At 62.9% G+C, this 22,572-nt stretch carries 19 protein-coding genes; 12 read left to right on the top strand and 7 right to left on the bottom strand.

All coding sequences use genetic code 11. From position 1 onward, the window contains the following. Positions 1 to 33: 33 nt before the first annotated feature. Genes Q0139_RS14185 through Q0139_RS14210 form a run of 6 tightly spaced genes read left to right on the top strand, consistent with a single transcriptional unit; the run spans position 34 to position 6,456 of the window. Complete coding sequence (locus tag Q0139_RS14185; protein WP_298023438.1) at positions 34 to 1,413, top strand: phosphotransferase family protein; 1,380 nt, start codon at positions 34 to 36, stop codon at positions 1,411 to 1,413. Between the two features lie 8 nt (positions 1,414 to 1,421). After that, positions 1,422 to 2,378 carry a hypothetical protein gene (locus tag Q0139_RS14190; protein ID WP_298023441.1) on the top strand — a complete coding sequence of 319 codons (957 nt, stop codon included), beginning with the start codon at positions 1,422 to 1,424 and terminating at the stop codon, positions 2,376 to 2,378. A 3-nt stretch (positions 2,379 to 2,381) separates the two neighbouring features. Then, a complete protein-coding gene (locus Q0139_RS14195) occupies positions 2,382 to 3,284 on the top strand; it encodes an SMP-30/gluconolactonase/LRE family protein (RefSeq protein WP_298023444.1) in 903 nt (300 codons plus the stop codon). A gap of 13 nt (positions 3,285 to 3,297) precedes the next feature. Continuing rightward, positions 3,298 to 4,371 (top strand): phosphotransferase family protein, encoded by a 1,074-nt coding sequence (locus Q0139_RS14200; RefSeq protein ID WP_298023447.1) that lies wholly within the window; start codon positions 3,298 to 3,300, stop codon positions 4,369 to 4,371. 10 nt (positions 4,372 to 4,381) lie between these two features. Further along, positions 4,382 to 5,713 carry an acyl-CoA dehydrogenase family protein gene (locus Q0139_RS14205; RefSeq protein ID WP_298023450.1) on the top strand — a complete coding sequence of 444 codons (1,332 nt, stop codon included), beginning with the start codon at positions 4,382 to 4,384 and terminating at the stop codon, positions 5,711 to 5,713. After that, entirely contained in the window at positions 5,710 to 6,456 is a 747-nt protein-coding gene (locus Q0139_RS14210) for an SDR family NAD(P)-dependent oxidoreductase (RefSeq protein WP_298023453.1), read from the top strand. Before Q0139_RS14205 ends, Q0139_RS14210 begins: the two co-directional genes overlap by 4 nt. Before the next feature lie 46 nt (positions 6,457 to 6,502). On the opposite strand, the gene Q0139_RS14215 is transcribed toward Q0139_RS14210, so the two are convergent. Continuing rightward, the gene (locus Q0139_RS14215) at positions 6,503 to 7,756 is read right to left on the bottom strand and encodes an acetyl-CoA C-acetyltransferase (RefSeq protein WP_298023456.1); all 1,254 of its coding nucleotides are present in this window, start codon (positions 7,754 to 7,756) and stop codon (positions 6,503 to 6,505) included. A gap of 71 nt (positions 7,757 to 7,827) precedes the next feature. Here Q0139_RS14215 and Q0139_RS14220 point away from each other — a divergent pair, with 71 nt between their 5' ends. The 5 genes from Q0139_RS14220 (at position 7,828) to Q0139_RS14240 (ending at position 14,049) form a co-directional block, all read left to right on the top strand. After that, positions 7,828 to 8,841, top strand: coding sequence for a DUF2889 domain-containing protein (locus tag Q0139_RS14220; protein ID WP_298023459.1), 1,014 nt, complete (start codon positions 7,828 to 7,830; stop codon positions 8,839 to 8,841). A gap of 20 nt (positions 8,842 to 8,861) precedes the next feature. Then, the gene (locus tag Q0139_RS14225) at positions 8,862 to 10,085 is read left to right on the top strand and encodes an alpha/beta fold hydrolase (protein WP_298023463.1); all 1,224 of its coding nucleotides are present in this window, start codon (positions 8,862 to 8,864) and stop codon (positions 10,083 to 10,085) included. Between the two features lie 88 nt (positions 10,086 to 10,173). After that, positions 10,174 to 11,385 (top strand): thiolase, encoded by a 1,212-nt coding sequence (locus tag Q0139_RS14230; RefSeq protein WP_298023466.1) that lies wholly within the window; start codon positions 10,174 to 10,176, stop codon positions 11,383 to 11,385. Positions 11,386 to 11,387: 2 nt separating this feature from the next. Beyond that, complete coding sequence (locus Q0139_RS14235; RefSeq protein WP_298023469.1) at positions 11,388 to 11,834, top strand: OB-fold domain-containing protein; 447 nt, start codon at positions 11,388 to 11,390, stop codon at positions 11,832 to 11,834. A gap of 10 nt (positions 11,835 to 11,844) precedes the next feature. Beyond that, positions 11,845 to 14,049: a CoA transferase gene (locus Q0139_RS14240; protein WP_298023472.1), complete on the top strand. Its 2,205-nt coding sequence runs from the start codon at positions 11,845 to 11,847 to the stop codon at positions 14,047 to 14,049. 12 nt (positions 14,050 to 14,061) lie between these two features. On the opposite strand, the gene Q0139_RS14245 is transcribed toward Q0139_RS14240, so the two are convergent. From Q0139_RS14245 to Q0139_RS14265, 5 genes are read right to left on the bottom strand one after another with little or no spacing between them, the layout of a single operon-like run. Continuing rightward, positions 14,062 to 14,835 carry a tyrosine-protein phosphatase gene (locus tag Q0139_RS14245; protein WP_298023475.1) on the bottom strand — a complete coding sequence of 258 codons (774 nt, stop codon included), beginning with the start codon at positions 14,833 to 14,835 and terminating at the stop codon, positions 14,062 to 14,064. Continuing rightward, complete coding sequence (locus Q0139_RS14250) at positions 14,832 to 16,346, bottom strand: class I adenylate-forming enzyme family protein (RefSeq protein WP_298023478.1); 1,515 nt, start codon at positions 16,344 to 16,346, stop codon at positions 14,832 to 14,834. Before Q0139_RS14250 ends, Q0139_RS14245 begins: the two co-directional genes overlap by 4 nt. 4 nt (positions 16,347 to 16,350) lie before the next feature. After that, positions 16,351 to 18,690, bottom strand: coding sequence for an acyl-CoA dehydrogenase (locus tag Q0139_RS14255; RefSeq protein WP_298023482.1), 2,340 nt, complete (start codon positions 18,688 to 18,690; stop codon positions 16,351 to 16,353). A gap of 4 nt (positions 18,691 to 18,694) precedes the next feature. After that, positions 18,695 to 19,489, bottom strand: a complete 795-nt coding sequence (locus Q0139_RS14260) for an SDR family oxidoreductase (protein ID WP_298023484.1) — start codon at positions 19,487 to 19,489, stop codon at positions 18,695 to 18,697. 25 nt (positions 19,490 to 19,514) lie between these two features. Next, on the bottom strand, positions 19,515 to 20,501 hold the full coding sequence (locus Q0139_RS14265) for a nitronate monooxygenase family protein (RefSeq protein WP_298023487.1): 987 nt from the start codon (positions 20,499 to 20,501) through the stop codon (positions 19,515 to 19,517). A gap of 119 nt (positions 20,502 to 20,620) precedes the next feature. Here Q0139_RS14265 and Q0139_RS14270 point away from each other — a divergent pair, with 119 nt between their 5' ends. Further along, positions 20,621 to 21,643: an NADPH:quinone oxidoreductase family protein gene (locus tag Q0139_RS14270; RefSeq protein WP_298023490.1), complete on the top strand. Its 1,023-nt coding sequence runs from the start codon at positions 20,621 to 20,623 to the stop codon at positions 21,641 to 21,643. Here the strand turns inward: Q0139_RS14270 and Q0139_RS14275 are convergent. After that, complete coding sequence (locus Q0139_RS14275) at positions 21,640 to 22,557, bottom strand: nitronate monooxygenase (protein WP_298023493.1); 918 nt, start codon at positions 22,555 to 22,557, stop codon at positions 21,640 to 21,642. The genes Q0139_RS14270 and Q0139_RS14275 overlap by 4 nt on opposite strands. Positions 22,558 to 22,572 lie beyond the last annotated feature (15 nt).

Here is a 22,572-nt window from a genome sequence, read left to right on the forward strand (position 1 = left end):
CGCAACAACCTATCTACCTAAGTAAACTATGTGATGGAGAGAGATTTGCTGTCGGAAGGCCTTATGGCGCGTCTGGAAAGCAGCACGGGCGCGGCGATCGTCGATATCGTGCCACGCGGCGGCGGCGGCGCATCGCGACAAGGCGCCGAGGTCACATTGCGCTGGCCCGATGGCGAAACGAAGCGCTGCTATCTCGCCTACGACACGCGCGCGAAGGATCCGCGCCGGATGCCGTTCTTCGAGCGCGAAGTCGCCGTTCTTGCTGCACTGTCGGGCCCTTTGACGGATTGCGGCGTGCGCGTCCCCAGGCTCGTGGCCTACGATGCCGAAGAGCTCGCGCTCCTTACCGAACTCGTGCCCGGCCACGATGCGTTTCAGCGGATCGAGGATGCGGACCAGCGTGAGGCATTGGTCCGCGATTTCGTGAACCAGCTGGCCGCGCTGCATGCCGTCGATATCGGCGCACACCCGCTCGGCGGTTTTGGCGACCCCGCGATTCCGGTGCGCGAGCGCATGCTCGCGAACATCGTCAAATGGCGCGAGGACAATCTCGAACGCGCACCCGATCCAGTGCTGCAGCTCGCCTACAACTGGCTCGAGGACAATCTACCCGAGAATGATGTTGCGCCCGCGCTCGTCCATGGCGATGCCGGCGTCGGCAATTTCATGATCGATGGGGACGAGGTCACGGCGCTGCTCGACTGGGAGCTCACTCATTACGGCGATCCCATGGAGGATCTCGCGCAGATCTGGGTGCGGATGCTGTTCCAGCCCTTCGCCAAGCCCTCCGAGATCTTCCGCCTCTACGAAGAGGCATCCGGCAGGCCCGTCGACGTCGAGCGCGTCAAATATCTGCGGCTCTATTTTCAGCTCAGCTTCACCACCAACAGCCAGGCCCTGCTCAGCGACCCGGAGGCGCCGGAGCCCGCCGCGCTCGGCACGACGCTCTTGTTCGCGACCACACATATGCGGGTGATCGTCGAGCAGATGGCCGAGCTGTCGGGGACAGCGCTCCCCGATCCCAACGTCCCCGACGCGCCGCCCGGCGAGGCCGAGCGCACCTACGATATCGTGCTGAGGGACCTGAAGGATATCATCGTTCCCCGGATCGAGGACCAGCAGGCCAGCGCCAAGGCCAAAGCGCTCGCGCGCACGGTGAAGTGGTGGAAGGGCCGCGATCGTTGCGGCGCCGCCTTTCGCGAGGCGGAACTCGCCGAACTGGAGCAGGCGCTCGGCAAACGACCGGCAGGATTGGTCGAAGGCCGTGCCGCACTCGCCCGCAAGATCGCCGATCGCGCGATCGCGTTCGAGGAGGCGCTGGCTCTCTGCCATTCGCGTGTGATGCGCGACACCGAAACGATGGGCGATGCTCTCGGCCGCTATCGCACTACCTATTTCCCACCCCTGGACTGAGGATCACCATGCCCCAAGCGCAATTCACGCCCGAAGACGACAATTTCCACGAAGCCCCGGCGGACGAAACCTGGTTCACCGAAACGAGCTGGTTCTCCTTCAATGTCCCCGAAAGGAAGATGGGTGGCTGGTTCTATGCGTGGGTCCGGCCCAATCTCGGGAATTGCGGCGGCGGCTTCTTCGTCTGGGACGACAAGGGCACCGAACCCTGGTCCATCCCCTATTACAAATATCAGCACACCCAGCCCCTGCCCGAAGAGCGCGACCTGCGCGATTTCACCTTTCCCGAAGGCTATTCGATCAAGATGATCGAGCCGCTGATGAAATACGAGTTGAGCTTCGCCGATCGCGATCTGGTCAAGATCGATTGCGTGTTCGATGCGCTGTTCCCGCCGCATGGCTATACGAGCAACGAGCCGCCTTTCCATGCCCAGCCGCATCTCGATCAGATGGGTCATGTGACCGGCGAAATGGTGCTCCACGGTGAAACCATTCCGATCGACTGCTATTCGATCCGCGACCGCAGCTGGGGTCCGCGGCTCGACCATCGCGGCGGGCGGATCGGCTATCCCTTCGCCTGTGCGAGCGACATTGCCTTTTGCGTGTTCGTCCGCCCGAACCGCGATCTCAGCGACGACAATGAGCGCGTCAATCACGGCTTCCTCTGGCAGGACGGTAAGAAGACGCTGATCACGAGCGGCACGCGAAACGTCGTGCGCGATCCGGCGACCAACTTCCCGGTTTCGATGGAGATCGACGCCATCGACGAAGAGGGGCGCCCCCTCCAGGCAAAGGGCGTGGTGGAGAGCCGCTTCATCCACTCCAACGCGCGCGGCCTCGGCTGCTACAGCTCGATCCGCTGGGACGTGAACGGCCACTCGGCCTATGGCGAAGATCAGGACGTCTGGCGCTTTGACCAATGGGAAGGTGTGCTACGCGGGCGCCCCGTACCGGTGAAGAAATAGGCGATGACCGATTTCAGGATTCTCGGCGAAGGCTTTCTCTTTCCGGAGGGTCCGGTCGCCTTTCCAGACGGATCGCTCGTCTTTGTCGAGATCGCCGGCGGCAACGTCACGCGGCTCTGGGGCGACGGCAAGTCGGAAGTGATTGCCCATCTCGGCGGCGGGCCGAACGGCGCGGCGCTCGGGCCCGATGGCGCGCTCTATGTCTGCAACAATGGCGGCATGGACTGGACGCGTGGGCCGAATGGCGAGATCAATCCGACAGCCAAGCGGACGGATGCGAAGGAAACAGGGCGCATCGAACGCGTCGATCTGGGGACCGGTAGCGTCGATCGGATCTACGATTGTTGCGACGGGCGAAAGCTCGGTTCGCCAAACGATATCGTCTTCGACGCCGAGGGGGCGTTCTGGTTCACCGACTTCGGCAGGAGCGCGCCGGGTACCGAGGGCGAATCGTCGATTCACTATGCCCTCCCCGACGGATCGATCATCGTCGAAGCGGCGCTCGGCTCGAGCTTCAACGGCGTCGGCCTCTCGCCCGGTGGCGGCACGCTCTACGCCGCAGAAACCATGAGCACGATGCTATGGGCTTGGCCGGTCGAGGATGAAGGACGGCTCGGCGAACAACGTCTGGTCGGTACCGGCGCGGACGGCGCAGGGTTCGACAGTCTGGCGCTCACCGACGCCGGCAATATCTGCGTGGCAACACTCTATGGCGGCGCCGGCATGACAACGTTCACCCCCGATGGCGACAGCACCCATATCGCGCTTCCGGACATGTTCACGACGAATATCTGCTTCGGCGGCACGGACCGCCGCACCGCGTTCATCACTCTGGCGCATACCGGCAAGATCATTGCTGTGGATTGGCCCGAGCCGGGCCTTGTCCTCCACTTCAACCCATATTGATGCTTCGCTTCCGATGACATCCGCTTCCGACCGTGACGAGCTTGCCAATCCGGAGAGGCTGGCCATCTGGCTCGATGAGCATATTCCCGAACTCGGCAACGGTCCTCTCCGGATCGAGCAGCTGCATGGCGGCACTTCGAACGTGATCCTTACGCTCGATCGCGGCGAGCGGACGATGGTGCTGCGCCGACCGCCCCCGGTACCGCCCCCGGGGAGCGAAAGGACCGTGCTTCGCGAGGCGCGTGTGCTGACTGCGCTCAATGGCACCAACGTGCCGCATCCGCATTGTTTCGGCAGCTGCGACGACGCGCACGTCATCGGCGTCCCCTTCTATGTGATGGAGCGTGTCGAAGGCTGGGCGGCCGAACTGCGTGGCGAGCGGATTTATCACCGCGCGCCGTTCGATACGATGCCGTGCGAATATGGTATCGCCTATGCGATGGTCGACGGCCTGATCGCGTTGGCGAATGTCGACTATCGCGCCGTCGGCCTCGAAGGGTTTGGCAGGCCCGACGGCTTTCTCGAACGCCAGGTCGACCGTTGGGACCGCCAGCTCGATTCCTATGCCGAGTTGTACAACTATCCCGGCCGACACATTCCGGGGCACGATTATGCCCGCGACTGGCTGCGCGCCAACATCCCCGACGATTTTCGCGCGGGCATCATCCATGGCGATGTCGGCACGCCCAATGCGTTATTTGCCTTCGACCGGCCGGCGCGCTTGACCGCGCTGATCGATTGGGAGCTTTCGACGATCGGCGATCCGCTGATCGACCTCGCCTGGTTCACGAACAAGCTGCGCGATTGCGACAACCCGGAGCGCACCAGCGAGAACGTGCTCTACAACATCGAAAATTTTCCGACCCGGCAGGAGCTGGCGCGCTATTATGCAGCCGGTACGGGGCGCAATCTCTCGCACTTCGACTATTACTGCATCTTGGCGCTGTTCAAGGGCGGGTGCATCCTCGAATACAAAGTGGCGCAGGCGGCGGCGGGTATCCTGCCCGAAGCGACCGGCCGCTTCTTCGACAAGCTGGTTCTGGGCAATTTCGCAAAGGCCGAAGAGCTTGCCCGCCGCGCCGGATAGGAGAGAGGATATGTACGATTTTTCGGTCGAACCCGAATTTCAGGAAAAGCTCGACTGGATGCGAGGCTTCGTCGATGCCGAGTGCGCCGACCTCGATATTCTTTTCCCCGATCATGGCGACCCTTATGATGTCCGCAACGAGGCTTCGCGCGAAATCCTGAGACCACTACAACAGCGCGTCAAAGAGGAGGGTCTATGGGCCTGTCATCTCGGCCCGGACCTCGGTGGACCGGGCTATGGCCAGCTCAAGCTCGGCCTGATGAACGAAATCCTCGGCCGCTCCTATTGGGCACCGACCGTTTTCGGCACCGCTGCGCCCGACACCGGCAACGCCGAAATCCTCGCACTGTTCGGCACCGACGAACAGAAGCAACGCTATCTCGAGCCGCTGATGGACGGTGACATTGTCTCGTGCTTTTCGATGACGGAGCCGCAGGCCGGGGCCGATCCCAAGGAATTCGAATGCCGCGCCTATCGCGACGGCGACGAATGGGTGATCGACGGCCATAAATGGTTCTCGTCGAACGCGCGTTTTGCGGAATTCCTGATCGTCATGGCGGTCACGAACCCGGAAAATCCGCCGCACCAACGGATGTCGATGCTGATCGTCCCGACGGACACACCCGGCGTCGAGATTATTCGCAACGTGAAGACGCTTGGCGATCATCCTGCGCTCGATACCGGCATCCATGCCTATATCCATTACGACAAAGTGCGGGTTCCGCTCGACGCAATGCTGGGCGGGCCGGGTGAGGGTTTCAAGGTCGCACAGGCGCGCCTCGGCGGCGGCCGCATCCACCATGCGATGCGCACCGTCGGCAAGTGCAGCCAGGCGCTCGACATGATGCTCGAGCGCGCCGTCACGCGGCGCGCGCAGGGCAAGACGATCGGCGAGCATCAGATGGTGCAGGCGATGATCGCGGACAGCGCGATAGAGTTGGAACAGTTTCGCCTGCTCGTCCTCAAGACGGCATGGACGATCGACGAGGTGGAAGCCGGCCGTCAGCCGCACAGCGCCTCGCGCCAGCTGATCGGCATGTGCAAGGTGACGATGGCGAAGGTCTATCACGACATCACCCAGCGGGCGATCCAGATCCATGGCAGCCTCGGCGTCACGCTGGAACTGCCGCTTGTCGATATGTGGGCCGGCGTTCTGAGCCTTTCTCTGGCCGACGGCCCGACGGAGGTTCACAAGGTGCAGGTCGCCAAGACGCTGCTCAAAAATGCCGAACCGCAAAACGGCCTCTTCCCGAGCAAGCACATCCCGACGCGACTCGATATCGCGCGGGACAAGCACCGGACGATCCTCGCTAAACATGGCTTGCTGGAGAATGCCGCATGACCCCCGATCCGCTCTTCGATTTCACCGGCAAGGTTGCGCTCGTGACTGGCGGTTCTCGCGGCCTCGGCTACGAAATGGTCAAGGCGCTGGCCGAACGCGGAGCGGATGTGGTGATTGCCAGCCGCAAGCTCGACAAATGCGAAGAGGTCGCCGCGGAGGTCCGCTCGCTGGGGCGTCGCGCCCTGCCATTTTCCGCGCATTGCGGCAGGTGGGATGAAATCGACGATTTGATCGAAGCCGCCTATGGCGAGTTCGGGCGGATCGACATCCTCATCAATAACGCCGGTATGTCGCCGCCCTTCCCCAGCCACGAAATCCCCGAAAACCTGTTCGATTCGGTGATGAACCTGAATTTCAAGGGTCCGTTCCGCCTCGCCTCGCAGATAGGCCATCGAATGGCGCAGGGCGATGGCGGCTGCATCATCAACATCAGCTCGACCGGCGCGCTTATGGCGCTGCCAGGCGTCGTTCCCTATGGCGCGGCAAAGGCTGCGCTCAACGCGATGACCGTCTCGCTAAGCCGTGAATACGCGCCCAAGGTGCGCGTCAACACGATCTCGGCCGGCCCCTTCCTGACCGATATCTCCCAGGCCTGGGAACCGAAGAAGCGGGAGAAGCAGCCCGTCGCGCTGGGCCGGCCCGGCAATCCCGAAGAAATCGTCACGGCCGCGCTGGCGCTCGCCAGCCCCGCCTCCTCCTTCACGACAGGAGCGCTGATCCGCGTCGACGGCGGGCAGCGCTAAGGCAACCCTTTATCGCAATTGCTTTGCGGAACGCCGGCTCGCGACCCTAGACGCGTTCGATAATCACCGCGGGTGCCATGCCGCCCGCCGCGCACATGGTGACGAGGCCGACCTGCTTGTCCTGCCGTTCGAGCTCGTCGAGCACGGTGCCGATCAGGATCGAGCCGGTGGCGCCCATCGGGTGGCCGAGCGCGATCGCGCCGCCATTGACGTTCACGGTGCTGCGATCGAGATCGAGGTCGCGCATGAACTTTTCCGCGACCACGGCGAAGGCTTCGTTGATTTCCCACAGATCGATATCGCTCGTTGTCATGCCCGCACGTTCCAGCGCCTTTCTAGCGGCAGGCACCGGAGCGTTGAGCATCAGCGTCGGATCGTCGCCGACGTTGATCGCGGTGACGATCCTCGCGCGCGGTTTCCAGCCCTGATTGTCGGCATAACCCTTCGACGCCATCAGTATTGCCGCCGACCCGTCGACCACGCCGGAGCTGTTGCCGGCATGGTGCACGCCTTCCCATTCGAGATCGGGATAGCGTTTCTGGATCGACTGGCGGAAGGTCGGGCCGCCCGGATACATTTCCATATCGGCAACGGCGTCGAACGACGCCTTCAGTTCGGCCAGCCCCTCGGCCGTCGTTTGCGGCCGCGGGAATTCCTCATGGTCCAGCGCCACGCTGCCGTCGACATTGAGAACGGCGACGACACTCTTGTCGAAGCGCCCTTCCTCGATAGCCCTCGCCGCGCGCTTCTGGCTTTCGAGCCCGACCGCGTCGACATCCTTGCGCGTAATGCCTTCCTTCGCCGCGATCGCATCGCCGCACACGCCCTGGTGCGACTGGGGATGGAGCTTGGCCAGTTCGGGATTGCCCGCCCCCATGCCGAGCGGCCCGGAGCCCGCCGCCATCTCATCCTGCATGACCGTCTGGTGCAGCGACATCATGTCGGTGCCGCCGGCAACGACGCAATCCTCAAGCCCCGCCATGATCTGGCCGGCGGCCAATCCGACCGAGGTGATGCCACCGCCGCAAAAGCGATCGAGCGTCATGCCGGATGCCTTGACGTCATATCCGGCTGCCAGCGCCGACATGCGTCCGATATCGCCGCCCTGCTTTCCCTTCTGGACGCTCGTCGACCAGATGACGTCGTCGACTTCGCCGGTTTTCAGGTCGTTGCGCTCGGCAATTGCCTTGAGCACGGTCGCGCCGAGATGCTGCGGATGCAGATGCGCCAACGACCCCTTGCCGATCTTGCCGATGCCCCGCGGCGTCCGGCATGAGTCGATGATATAGGCGTCGGCCATCCTAAGATTCCTTTTCGGCTGTCATGAAATTCCGTTTGTGATAGATAACCAAGTTATATATGTCGATCAATATGAATGCAGTTCTTGCGGCACCCGCCAACCCGTCCGGCCATGTCCCCAACAGGCGTCCCGATTCGATCCGCCGCACATCGACGATCAGCACGCATTGGCCTGACGGCTTCGGTGAACCCATGGTCATGCGCGGTCAGGCGCGCGACATCTTCACCGATGAAAAGGGCGCAATCGACCTCATAGCGGAGGACGAATTCCGAATTCGCGCAACGGCCAGGCGGGAAATCCTGGCCATCGAAGTCTTTCCCGACCGCCCCGAAGCGCAGAAACTCGTCGGGTGCCGCGCCGGAGGCCAGTCGCGCTCGGTCCTTGCCGAGGCACTACCCGATGAAAAGGCGGCCGGTACGCCGCTCTACCTGCTGCTCGACGATTTTGCGGGCGCGAGCCTTGTCGCGGGCTGGGCATGGTCGCGCTGGGTCGATGACTGGCGGGCAATGGCGCGCACAAAGGGAACGGCCAGCACCGCCGGGAAAAACGGCAACATGGCCGGGATCTGCGCGGGCTTCAGGCCGGGCTCTACCGCGCTCGACGATCAGGGTTCGGCGCGTCAGGACGTACAGAGTTTCGCCAAGGTCCCATCGCTCGTCGATCCGGAAGACCCGGAAGGATGGCACGCACTTTCCGAACAGGAGGGCGTCGGCAAGCGGCGGGCGCGCTGGATCGACATCTGGCGCGAGGACGGACTGATTCAGATGGATATCGGCTTCCAGGACAGCGGTACGACACCCGAAGGCGATCACCGGGCCGCCATCCACGAATATCGCGTCCGCGCGACGGCGGATCCCGATACGCTCGTCCTCTCATCGGTCGATGTCGATCCCCGCGTCCTGCCCTTCCGCGAATGCCCGGCCGCTTCGCCCAATGCAGCTATAATGGTGGGTACGCCGCTGCGTGAACTGCGCGAAGCGGTCTTGCTCGAGTTGAAGGGAACAGCGGGGTGCACGCATCTCAATGACGTGCTCCGATCGATGGCTGAAGTGCCGCAACTGGCAGCACATCTTCGGAACGGCTAAGGCGAAGACCGGAGGCGCCGATGCCGCAACGAACATTCGAAGGTTTTGGCGGGCTGAGCCTTGCCGCTGACATCTACGGTCAGGAAGACGACCCTTGCGTGCTGCTCATCCCCAGTGCCGGTCAGTCGAGAGAAACATGGCGGGCTGCGGCAGAATCATTGGCGGCCACGGGCCGCTATGTCGTCAGCGTCGATTTGCGCGGCCATGGCGGTAGCGCCCGCCCCGAAGACGGCCGCTACGATCTCGATGCCTATGTCGGAGACCTCTCGGCGATCCTCGCCCAATTGTCCTCGCGCCCCGTCATTGTCGGCGCCTCTCTGGGAGGCTGGATCGCCATGACGGTGCTCGGCGAGGGCGGCCCCGACCTCGCGAGCGGCCTGGTCCTCGTCGATTCGCCGCCGCACATGGAGCCTGACAAGGCCAGGCAGGTCGGCGCAACTTTGAGGAGATATGCCGAAACGAGCGACGACATCGGCTTCGATCCCCGTTCGGTTGCGGGGATGAACCTGCCAGCGGTCGAGGAGCGGCTAGCCAAAGCTGCCGTCGCGCTGAAGCTGCCCACGCTCGTGATCCGCGGCGCGAACAGCGAACTTTCGACGCGCGAATCCGTACAAGAGCTTACCGCAAGCATTGCCGAAGCCGAGGCCGTCGAAATCGAAAATGCCGGTCACCTCGTCGCCATCGATCAAGCCGACGCGTTCAACGCGGTGCTGCTGGAATTTCTGGAACGGCGGATACCCCGCGATCCGCCCGAATATCAGGCGGGCTCGGACAGCCGCACGCTTCGCGACGCCCTTGGCTGCTTCGCCACCGGCGTGACGGTAGTAACGGCCGTCGACGATGCAGGCACCCCCGTCGGGCTGACTGCCAACAGTTTTACTTCCGTTTCGCTCGACCCTGAACTGCTACTTGTCTGCCTTGCCAAAACCGCATCCAGCCTCTCGGTCTTCGAAGAGACGGAACATTTCGCGGTCAATGTCCTTCATATCGGCCAGCAGCCGGTTTCGAACCGGTTTGCCATGAAGGGCGAGGACCGGTTCGCCGAAACCGACTGTGAAACCTGGTCGACCGGCGTACCGATCATCAAGCGGTCGCTGGCCAGTTTCGAGTGCCGGAAATATGCGATGCACGATGGCGGCGACCATGTGATCCTGATCGGCAGAGTCGATCGCGTCCGGTTCGAACCAAGACGCGATCCGCTGCTGTATTTCCGCGGCAAATATCGCCGCCTGCACTTCGCCTGAGCCTTGCGGCACATATCTAACTAGGTTAGTGACCTAATTAGGCACCTGATTGTCTATCAGAGTGAAGCCGGGATATGAGAGGAACGCTATGGGCTGGGCGCATCAGGACAAGACGGCAATCGTCGGCATCGGCGCGACCGATTATTATTTGCGCGGCAAGAGCTGGCCGCGCACGATCAACGACATGGCAGGCGAAGCGATCCTTAAAGCCTGCGCAGACGCGGGCATCTCGATCAAGGACGTCGACGGTTTCGCCTATTATTCGACCGCCGGCGCCGGCTATCTCGACAAATTCGATACGGCGAGCCTGATGGAAACGCTCGGCATCCCGCATGTCGGATTTTCCGCGACGCTGACCAGCGGCGGCGGCGGCGCGTCGGGTGCCGCTGGGCTGGCCACGGCCGGCCTGATGAACGAGGACTGCAAATATTGCGTCACCGTCATGGCGCTCCAGCAATTGCCGCAGCATCGCCTCGGTGTCGTCGTCGGCGCCGCGGCGCCCAACCCGGAAAACAGCTTTCTCCAACCATCCGGTCTTGTCGGACCCGGCTACCTGATGTCCGTACTCGCGAGGCGCCACATGCACCTCTATGGAACGCGGCGGGAGGCCTTCAAGGAGATCGTCCAGGCGACGCGCGAGCATGCGCTGAACCGGCCCAAGGCCATCCGCAACAAGCCGCTCGAAGACGAGGAATACTGGTCGCAGCCGATGCTCGCCGATCCGCTCTGCCGGCTCGATTTCTGTCTCGAAACCGATGGCGCTGTCGCCTTCATCACGACGACGACCGAACGGGCGAAAGATTGCAAACACCCCCCTGCCCTGATCCATGGCGCAGCGCATGGCGGCACGCGCAACTGGGGCCGCGCCTTCGCCTGGATGGGCATGCAGGACCCCGATTTCGCGTCGTCCGGCCACAAATTCGTCGCCGACCGGCTATGGGAGCAGACCGGCCTAACCGCAAAAGACATGAGCTGCGCGCAGATTTACGACCATTTTTCTTGCATGGTCCTGATGCAGCTCGAGGATTACGGCTTCTGCGAAAAGGGCGAGGGCAATGACTATGTGCTCTCCGGCGCGATCCGATATGCAAATCGCGACACAGTCGAGGGCGCCGTTCCGGTCAACACCCATGGCGGCAACCTCAACGAGGCGTATATCATCGGCCTGACACATGTCGCCGAGGCGGTCGAACAGATTCGCGGTACGGCGATCAATCAGATCGAGGATTGCGAATTCGCATTGAGCACGGGCGGCCCCGCATCGCTCCCGGTTTCGGGCCTGATCCTGAGGAGGGCATAGAGATGACGGACAATCGGAACATCAGCTACGGCCCCGCCAACGCCTTGCCGGGAGACCAGATCGCGATCACCACCAATCCGGATACCGAACCCTTTTGGGAAAAGGCGAAGGCGCGCACATTGACCGCGTGCCAATGCGCCGATTGCGGCCATTTTCGCATGCCGCCCTCCCCCTATTGCCCGGAATGCCAGTCCTCGAACAAGTCGTGGCCCGAACTGCCGGGCACGGGCACCGTGTTCAGCTTCGCGATCTGCACCAGGAATCCCAAGAACGGCGAGGACTATGTCTATGTTCCGGTCGTGGTCGAGCTCGACGGCACGGACGGTGCGCACTTGGTCAGCAATCTCGGCGGATGCGATGCCGACGATGTCGAGATCGGCATGAAGGTCGCCGTCGACTGGAACCCGATCAAGGACGATTGGGTGCTGCCCGTCTTCAGGCCAGCTTGAGCGCGGCACGATGCTGAACGGCCTGCGGATCGTCGAGATCGCCAACGGCATGGCCGGCCAGGTCACCGGGCTGATGCTGAGCGAGTTCGGCGCCGATGTCCTCAAGGTTGAGCCGCCCGGTGGCGATCCAAGCCGGGGGATGGCGAGTTTCGCGAACTGGAACCGCGGCAAGCGAAGCCTTGCGCTCGATCTGAAGACCGAGGACGGCATCGCCACTCTGAAACAGCGGCTGGCCGATGCCGATGTGCTCGTGCACCAATTCTCGCCTGCCAAGGCAGAAGCACTCGGTCTCGACGATGCATCGCTCAGCGAAGCCAATCCCCGTCTCGTCGTCTGCGGCATCACCGGCTCGCCGCGAAATCACCCCGATGTCGAGCGGTCGGACGATGAATTGCTCGTCGCAGCGCGGCTGGGCGTGCTTTACGAGAATGATGGGCACAGGCCTGGACCGATCGTCTGGCGTTACCGGATGGGCAGCTGGTCGGCGGCACACCTCGCCTTTGCCGGGATCATGGCGAGGCTGATCATGCGCCTCCAGTCGGGCCGGGGCGGCGGCGCGCATACGTCGATCTTCCAGGGCTTCATGGCCAAGCTGCCGCTCGTCTGGGCGCGCAACAGCGAAGGGCCGATGCCCAACCCCGAAATCAAGCCGAAGGACCAGCCGACCGCAACGGCGCAGCAGCTGTTCGAGTGTCAGGGCGGCGATTGGCTCCAGATCATGGATCCGACACGGCAATTCGAGTTCGCGACCATGCCGACAATGTGGGAGGTCATGGCCGAAGGCGTCGATATCGATACGCCCGAAGGCCTGATCGAAGCATTCAAGCGCCGACCGATCGAACGGTGGGAAACCGATCTGCGCGCCGCCGACATCGCGGTGGAGCCGGCGCAGCCGATGGGCGAGGTTCTGCGTCATTCCGATGTGCTCGCCAACGGCTATGCGATCGAGATCGACGACCCGGAATTCGGCCGCACGACGCAGCCCAATCTGCCGATCCATACCGATGCCGAGCTGAAAACGGGCCACTCTGCCCCACGCCTGGGGGAAGGCGGCGATGCGCCTTGGCCGGCAACAGCCGCGCCGGTCGGCGACAATGGCGCGCCGGCCCATCCGCTTGCCGGCGTCAAGGTGCTCGACATGGGCATGTTCCTCGCCGGCCCGATGGGCCCCTCGATGATGGGCGACATGGGCGCCGACGTCATCAAGCTGGAGGCGCTGACCGGGGACCGGATCCGGTTCATGCATCGCTATTATCAGGCAGCGGCACGATCGAAGCGTTCGATTGCATTGGACCTGACCAAAACTGAATCCCGGCCGATATTGGAGCGCCTCGTCAAATGGGCCGACGTCGTGCATCACAATATGCGGCCCAAGGCGGCCGAGAAACTCGGCATCACCGAAGAGGCCCTGCGCAAGATCAATCCCGACATCGTCTATTCCTATGTCAGTGCCTATGGGCAGCGCGGGGAGCGGGCGAACTGGCCGGGATATGATTCGATATTCAACGCCATTGCCGGCTGGGAATTCGAGAATGCGGGCGAAGGAAACCCGCCTGTCTTCAACCGGCCCGGCACGATGGATGTCACATCGGCACAAAGCTGCCTCGTCGGCATTATGGCATCGCTCTACGCCAAAAGGGCCGGCGGCAAGGCGCATGGCACACAGGCATCGCTGTTGGGCGTCGCTGCCTTCACCCAGGGTGAAAGGCTTTTGCGTGAAGACGGTTCGCTGACGGAGACGTGCGCGCTGAACAGCTCTCAAACCGGATTTTCCCCCTATCATCGCATATTCGAGACGCACAGCGATTGGGTAGCGGTGGCCGCGCATAGCGATGCTGCACGCGCGGGTCTGCGTTCGGTCTTGGGAGAAGACGAGAGCCGTTTCGAAGACCAAGCCAAGGCGATGACGGCGGACGAGCTTCTGGCCGCGCTCGATGCCGCAAGTGTGCCATGCGACGCCGTGCTGTACGACGATGCGCTCAACCGCTTCTTCGACAACCCGGTCCACCGCGAGCTCGGACTCGTCTCCGCCTTGCCGCAACCGCTTTACGGGATCGTAGAGCAGCCGGGCGCCTTCTGGAATTTCGGCGAGACGCCGATGGCGATCGAGCGTTGCTGCCCCGCCATCGGCCAACATAGCGACGAGATCATGACCCAGATGGGTTTTTCCGAAACGGAAACGGCCGAGTATCGCAGCAAGGAAATCCTTGGCTAACCGATACCCGCGCTACGCCAGATATTTCTCCGAAAGCGCGACCCGCGCTTCGGGACCGACGCCCAGTTCGGTCTCCATATAGGTATCGACAGTGCCGTGCCGCTCGACAATCGCGTTGAATGCGGCACTGAGATAGCTGGCATCGGCCGTCATCAGGACGCGTATCGCCTCTATAGGCACAGATGGCCCGTTGCGCGCCCGTATCACGTCCGCACCCGATTCGATCCGTTGATCGACGGGAGCGACGTCATTGGTCAGCAAATAGTCGGCAATCGCATCGTCGGGATGGACGCCGAGGATGTGATGAAAGAGCGCGACCGCCATCCCCGTTCGGTCCTTGCCGGCCAGACAATGGACGAGGGATCCGCCTTCTTCTTCGACCAGCGATTTGAAGTAGAGCGCGAATGCCCGCTTGAGCAGCGGACGAAACGGCATTTCAGCATAAGACCGCCGCATGCGGACCATCGCCGCCTCGGCGCTGTCCAATGCACCGTCGCTTTTCGCCGGGTTGACGGTCTCGCCCGGCACGAAGACGACCCTGCCGGTAAATTCACTGTGCCTGCGACAGGGATGATCGGTCCGTTCGCCATCGCCACGCAAATCGATAACGGTGCGAATATCGTTGTCGGGAAGCAGGCAAAGATCCCGGTCGGTTGCATTTTTGTGCTGTGCCGAACGGAATAGGATGCCGCGTTTCAGTCGGCTCCCGCCCATCGCGGGATAACCGCCATAATCGCGAAAGTTGAGGATACCCTGCGCCGCGACGATGCGCTCGTCCCGGTTCACGCCGCTTCGTCGAGAAACATCTCGCGAACGAGCGGAAGGGCCGGTTTCAACGACGGCGTGCGCGGAACATCGTCGGCGAACTTGAATTGGACCGGTACTTGATAGGGAAGGGCACGCTCCTTCACAAAGGTCTTGAGCTCGTCGATTTCGGGCTCGTCGGCACCGTCCTTCAACATCAGCACAGCCACTGGAACTGAACCCAGCCGCTTGTCGGGGATACCGACCACGACCGCCTCGCGTACGGCCGGATGCTTGTGAAGGATCTCGACCACATCGTCCGGGTGAACCTTGAACCCCCCGCGAATGATTGCATTGTCCGCGCGGCCCTTGATGAACAGATAGCCGTCCTCGTCGAGGATCGCCCGATCGGTGGTCCGGACCCAGCTCTTGCCATCTCCGATCTGCCCGGCCTTGAGTTCCAACACGCCTTCGTCGCCCGCCGGTAGCTCTGCCCCCGATTCCGGATCGACGACGCGACCTTCGACACCGGGCGTCAACGTCCCGACGCTCCCGCGCTTGCTGTCCCATAATTCGCGGAATTCGCGCAACCGCCACATCGAAACCGCGCCCGCAAACTCTGTCGCGCCGTAAGTTCCCATCACGGGCAGGTCATAGCGCCGCAGAAATTCATCGACGATTTCCGGGTCGAGCGGCGCCGTGCCTGAACGCAGGGCGACGAGGCTTTCGAGATCCTCTTTCGGGATGTCCGCTTCAAGGATCATGCGGAGCGCGGCGGGGACGGCGCCTGCAATCTTCGGCCGGTGGCGCACAATCGCGTGGTGCCAGCCCTCGACGGTAAAACGATCCTGGATGCACAGCTTCCGGCCCGAAAGAATCCCGGTGAGGATGAAATACATGCCGCCGATATGGGCCAGCGGATTGCTCAACAGCTCTGTCCCGCTACGCAGGCGCGGCTTATCGTCGGCAGAACGCCCTTTCTCATATGCCAGCGCGCCGGTGATCGCGCTGACGAAGGAGTCACGCTTGATCGGAATGCGTTTCGGCGTGCCGGTCGTACCCGAGGTCAGCATTTCGATAATCGTGCCCGGCTCCGTCGTCCGAATACTCTCTCCCGTGATCGTGTCGAACCCGTCGCGGAAATGCGCGCCTTGTAGAAACGGCTCGGTTTCGATGATCGCCGAGCCCGCTTTTTTGAGAACATCGAGTACGCCGTCACGGTCAAAATCGTCCGGCTCTCCGATGACTACCGGGACCTCAAGTCGTTCGAGGTCAGGATTAAGCTTTTCCTTCGGCATCATCGGGTTGATCGTAACGATGCAGCAATCGCGCGCAGCCGCCGCAAGGATCGCCGCGGCGGCATCAGGGCGATTACGGACCATGATGCCGATCCGCGAATCCCGCCCCAGGCCGAGCTCGTCGAGCAGGCCGGATATGGCCGCGATCGACCCCGCGAGCTGAGCCCAGCTGTACCATGTATCCTGATAGTCGAGGACGTCGGCGTCGGGATCGACGGCGAGCACAGTGGAAAGCGTTTCGGAAATATATGACATGAAACTAACCCTGCTTGATCTGATCGAACGGGACGTCCTTGTCCGCCCGGATTTCTCCCGGCATGCCGAGGACGCGCTCCGAAATCTGGTTACGCAACACTTCGTCAGCCCCACCGGCGATACGAAGCGCCGTAGACCAGATATAATCGTCCCAGATGCGCGAGGATTCGGCATCCGCTGGATCGTGCGCAATGCCTCCCGCTCCCCGCATTTCCATGGCGAAACCGGAACTGTTCTGTAGACGCGACGAGGAGGCGAGCTTGACCACGCTCGCCAGCGCCCCGGGATTGTCCCCGCGCGCGACCATGCCGCGCAGCTTCGCCTGGAACTGAATTTCGGCTTCCTCTTCGGCAAGAAATTCGCCGAGCCGCGTGCGGATATAGCGGTCATCAAGCGCCGTGCCGTTGCCGCGCTTCAGGCCACTGGCGAGATCGATCAGCTTACCGATGCCTCCATCGCCCGAATTCCCTCCCGAACCCAGCCGTTCGCCCATCAGCACGGTCATTGCGCAGGCCCAGCCTTCACCAACCTCGCCGACGCGATATTCGTCCGGAATGCGTACATCGGTCAGGAAGGTTTCGTTGAAATCATGCTCGCCGGAGATCTGGCGGATCGGTCGTGTTTCGACGCCCGGCGTTTTCATGTCGAGCAGGAAGAAGGTAAGCCCCTTGTGCTTGGGCACGCTCGAATCGGTCCGCGCGATCAGGATGGCCCAGTCGGTCAGATGGGCCCAGCTCGACCAGACCTTCTGGCCGTTGACGACCCATTCGTCGCCGTCCCTGACCGCCTTGGTGCGCAGCCCCGCCAGGTCCGATCCAGCCGCAGGCTCTGAAAAGAGCTGGCACCAGGTCGTCTCGCCCTTCAGCGTCGGTTCGGTAAACTGTGCCTTCTGCGCGTCGGTGCCGTGTTTGAGAATGACCGGCAACGCCATGTTGAGACCGATCTTGGTGAAGGGCCCGCGCGGGACGTTGTACTGCGATTCCTCCTCGACGAAGATCAACCCCTCGACGAGGCTGGCACCGCGCCCGCCGACCTCCTTCGGAAGGAGCAGGCCGGCATAGCCGCCTTCGTGGAGCCTGCGCTGCCAGCGCCGGGCAACTTCGGCATGCCGTGCATCTTCGATCTTCTCGCCCCGCGCAAATTCGAATTCGGGCGCATTGGCCGCCAGCCATGCCCGAACTTCCTCGCGCCAGGCGGCATCTTCGGGGTTGTCGTGCGCGCCGGGTTCCACCGACTCGAGTTCGCTCGTGCCGCGCGGGCGTGTTTCGACGAGTCGATCGGCCCAGAATTCACGGCCTCCGAGCGAAAGCGAAAGCGTCCGTTCACGGCGGTAATAGAAGTGGCAATTGGCTTCGAAGGTATAGCCAATCCCACCGTGCACCTGCAGGTTTTCACGCGCGGCCGGCTCGAACGCTGCGATGGCGGCAAGCCGCGCACTCGCCGCGGCGTGTGGCAGGGCCGACGCATCGTGATCCGCTGTCCATCCGGCGAATTCGGCCGACGATCGCGCCAGTTCGATGCGCATGCGGATATCGGCCAGCTTGTGCTTGATCGACTGATAGCTCGCCAACGGACGGGCGAAGATGAAACGCTCCATCGCATAGTCGCGTGCCATGTTCAGGCAGGCCTCGGCGCCACCCACCCCTTCATAGGCGGCCTGGACAGCCGCGCGATCAAAAAGCGATCGCCAATCCAGGCGCGATCCGGCCCTCGAAAGCTTCTCTGCCGGAACGCCATCGAGTTGCAGCGAATAATGCGCGCGAAGCTCGTCGAAACTTTTGAGCCGTTCCTTTTCGATATCGGCGAGGTCGGCCACGACCAAGACCGGCTTGTCGTCCGCATCCTTGGCGAGAATAACCGCAAGCGATGCAATTCCCGCATCCGCCACGGGGCTTTTCGAGCCCATAAGCGCACCGTCGGCAAAGCGTGTGGCGATGCGCGACGGATCGAACTCGTCATTCCCCTCGGCATAGGCGAAACAGGCGACCGTCTGACCAGTCGCAATGCCCGGCAGCCATTTTGCTTGCTGCTCCGGGGTGCCGAAAAGCCTGATCGCCTCGGCGGCGAGAACGATCGAGGAGGCGAAGGGCAGCGCAGCGTTCGCCCGCCCCAGTTCCTCGGATATGACGCCGAGATCGGATGCGCCCATAGAAAGACCGCCATGCGCTTCCGGCAGCGCGGCGCCGAGAATCCCCATTTCGGCCAATTCGCGCCACAGGGGTTCGTCCCATTCGCTACCGGCATCGATCAGTTCGCGAAGCCGGTCGGGCGACGAACGCTCGGCGAGCAATCGCCCGACCTGTTCGGCCAATAGCTGTTGTTCTTCGGAGCGTTCGAACTGCATGATGCTATTTCGGCGGCATCCGGATCGCACCGTCGAGCCGCAGCGCCTGACCGTTGAAATAGGTATTGCGGGCGAGCTCCAACACGAGGCTGCCGAATTCCTCGGGATGACCCAGCCGCTTCGGGAACGGCACCGATGCATTCAGCCCTTCCCATACTTCGGGTGCGCGGTCCTTCACGCCCAGCATGGGCGGCGTCGCGAAAATGCCGGGCATGATCGAATTGACGCGGATGCCGAGCGACATCAAATCCCGCGCCATCGGCAGGACGAGCCCGTTCACCCCGGCCTTGCAGCTTCCATATGCGACCTGTCCGATCTGGCCGTCCTGCGCGGCGGCCGAACTTGTCAGGATGATGCACCCGCGCTCTCCGTCCTCGTTCAGCGGATCGGCCTCCGCCATGCCGAGCGCCGCGATCGAGGCCATGCGGTAGCTGGCGACGAGGATGCCCTGGGTCGAGAACGCATAGTCCTCGCTCGACAACCGCTTATAGCCGCCGATCGCCTTGTCGTAGCCCACCGTCTTGCCGTTCTTCGATATCTGGGCGCAATGCACGAGGACGCGCTCCTGCCCGTTCGCGGCACGAGCCGCTTCAAAGCCGGCCACGACAGAATCCTCGTCGGTGATATCGACAAGGTGAAACGTCCCGCCGATGCCATCAGCGGTTGCCTTGCCACCCTCCTCGTTCACATCGAACACCGCGACCTTGAACCCGGCACCGGCCAGCGCCTCGGCACTCGCCTTGCCCAAGCCCGACGCCGCGCCGGTCACCACTGCCGCCAGACCTTGATCGAACTTCATTCCCTCTTCCCCTAGTCTCGATTTTTCAATTTGCTCCGGCCATCCTGGCCAGCTTCTCGCGGATGATCGTCTCGGCCTCTTCCATGATCCGGTCCATCAATTCCTGAACGCTCGGGATATCGTGGATCAGGCCTTGAACCATGCTCGCCCAGAATACGCCCTGGCTCAGATCGCCGCTGTCGAGCAGTTCCTTTCCCTTCACACCGCTCACCAGCTCGGCGACATCGCCGAATTCGGCATCGGGATTTTTGAGGATTTCGGCGACCCTGTCCGACACCTCCGACTTGCCGACCCGCGCCGTGTTGCGGAACTGCCGGAAAATCAGATGCGTCCCGCGCTCGTCATTCTCGACATATCTGGCCTTCACATTGTCGTGGATCGGCGCCTCTTTCGTCGCGCAAAAACGGGTGCCCATATTGGCCCCCTCGGCTCCCAGCGACAGCGCCGCCACCAGGCCGCGCCCGTCGCCGATGCCGCCCGAGGCGACCAGCGGAATTTTCACCTGATCGGCCGCCGCCGGGATCAGCACGAGGCCCGGAATATCGTCCTCGCCGGGATGGCCGGCGCATTCAAAGCCGTCGATCGAAATCGCATCGACGCCCTTTCTTTCGGCCGAAAGCGAATGCCGGACCGAAGTGCATTTGTGGATGATCCGGCAGCCACCCGCCTTGAAGATCTCCCAGACCTCGGCGACCGCCGACGTTCCCGCCGTCTCGACGATACGAACCCCGCTGTCGACAATGGCGCGCGCATAGGCGCCATAGTCGGGCGAACGCATCGTCGGAAAAACGGTCAGATTCACCCCGAACGGCTTGTCGGTCATTGTGCGGCAGCGTTCGATCTCCGCCTGCAAGGCTTCGGGCGAAGGCTGCGTCAGACCGGTAATGATTCCAAGCCCGCCCGCATTGGAGACAGCCGCCGCCAGTTCGGCGACACCCACGCTCTGCATTCCGCCCTGTACGATCGGACGCTCGATTTCGAGCATTCTCGTAAGGCGCGTCTCGATAGCCATATCAAGCAAGCCCTCTGTCCTATATAACCTAGTTATATATCTGCTCATGTGAGGTCAATCCGGTTGACCCGCCTTTGTGCATTTCATTTCGGGGCAGTGCCGATAGTAGGGAAATCCTCATGCAGTCGGATCAAAAGAACATGCCCCGCGCCGTGATCGGCGACAAGCTCGGTCCGATCGCCCATTATCGCCTTCTGCCTCGCGACCCCGGCATTCCCGGCCCCGGCCAGATCCGGCTCGCCGTCCGCGCGGCGGGGATTTCCTATGTCGATGTGCTGGTCTCGCGAGGCGAATATCAGTTGAAGCCGCCCACGCCGTTCATTCCCGGAAGCGAATTCGCCGGGATAGTCGATTCGATCGGCGAGGGTGTGACCGATTGCGCACCAGGCGATCCCATTTTTGCCTCCGCTTTCGGAACGGCATTTGCCGAAGCCGCCGTTATTCCCGCCAAACTCGCTCATCCGATTCCGAAGGGGCTGAGTTTCGCGGAAGCGGCATGTTTTCGCGTGTCCTATGCCACCGCCTATCACGCCCTTGTCCAGCAGGGACGGCTTGAGCGGGATGAGACCGTGCTGGTTCTCGGGGCGGGCGGCGCCGTCGGAATTGCCGCGGTGCAGGTTGCCAAAGCCCTTGGCGCCTTCGTGATCGCCTCGGCCTCGACACCGGAAAAGCGCGACCTCGCCGCCCGATGCGGTGCCGACGCCGTCGTCGAATCGGGGGCTGGGGATTGGCGCGAGCAGGTCGCGCATGCCTGCGACCGTGGGAAGCCCGATATCGTCGTCGATCCGATCGGCGGGGATGCCACCGAACGCGCGTTTCGCACGCTGGCATGGGGCGGCCGCCATCTGGTGATAGGGTTCGTCGGCGGCATCGCGCGATTGCCGACCAACCTGCCGCTGCTCAAGGGAGCCCATCTGATCGGCGTCGACGTGAGACAATTCGGCGAAAAGTTTCCCGATGTCGTCCAGGCGAATCTCGAGGCGATCTCGGCGCTTTGTGCTGCAGGGAAACTCAAGCCACACATCGCCCGCACCTATCCGATCGAGCGCTTCGCCGAAGCGATGGACGAAGCCTATGCGGGACAGGCGGCGGGCCGCATCGTCATCGAGATGGGCCAGAGGGCGGACAGGAACGGGGGCTAGAGCCGTTCCAGTCTGCCTCGCCAGTCGCCTCGTGCTTCCGCGGCTTCGAATTCGGACGCTAGCTGTTCGACAAGGTCCGCGACGGGTGTCACGGCATCGATGAGGCCGACGCTTTGCCCTGCGCTCCAGATGTCGCGCCACGGCGTCACGCCGTCGGGCATCGGCGACCGTTTTTGCGGCAGAACGGCATAGTCTAATCCGACCATTTCGATCGACGGTTTCATCCAGTTGGCGGGAACGCCGTTCATCGCCGCCGACACGACGATTTCGTCGATTCCCGCTTCCGGAATCATAGTCCTGTGGCCTTCCACGACCCCCGATTCCGGTGTCGCTATGAAGCGAGTACCCATGCAGGCGATATCGGCACCGAGCGCCAGCGCGGCCGCGATGCCATGTCCGTCGGCAATGCCCCCGGCGACGATCAACGGCCCGTCGAACATGCGGCGGATCGCGGGGACGAAAGCGAACGGGGTGACGAACCCGGTATGCCCGCCCGCCCCAGCGCAGGTCAGCATGAGCCCGTCCGCTCCGGCAGCAAGCGCCTTTTCGGCATGGCGCATCGTCGTCACATCGTGAATGACCTTGCCGCCCCAGCCATGGACCCGGTCGACGAGCAGCGAGGGATCGCCGATGCTCGACAGGATGAGCGGCACGCGGTGCCGTTCGAGCAGGTCGAGCTTGTCCGCTCCGGTCGCTTCGCTCGCAATTCGAGCCGGGAGATTGACGATCGGCGGTGCGCCGCCCTCGATCTCGGCCAGCGCATCCAGATAGCGTTCGAATTCGTCGATCGGCGTAACCGTGCCGCCCTGCCATCCGCCGAGAACGCCCGCACGGCAACAGGCAACGGCGAGCGGCACCGAACTCGCGAACGACATCGGGGCGCACATCAACGGCAGGCGTAGATTATCGAACATGGATGACCGGCTCTC

It is taken from the genome of uncultured Parasphingopyxis sp. (assembly GCF_937129435.1).
GTDB lineage: Bacteria > Pseudomonadota > Alphaproteobacteria > Sphingomonadales > Sphingomonadaceae > Parasphingopyxis.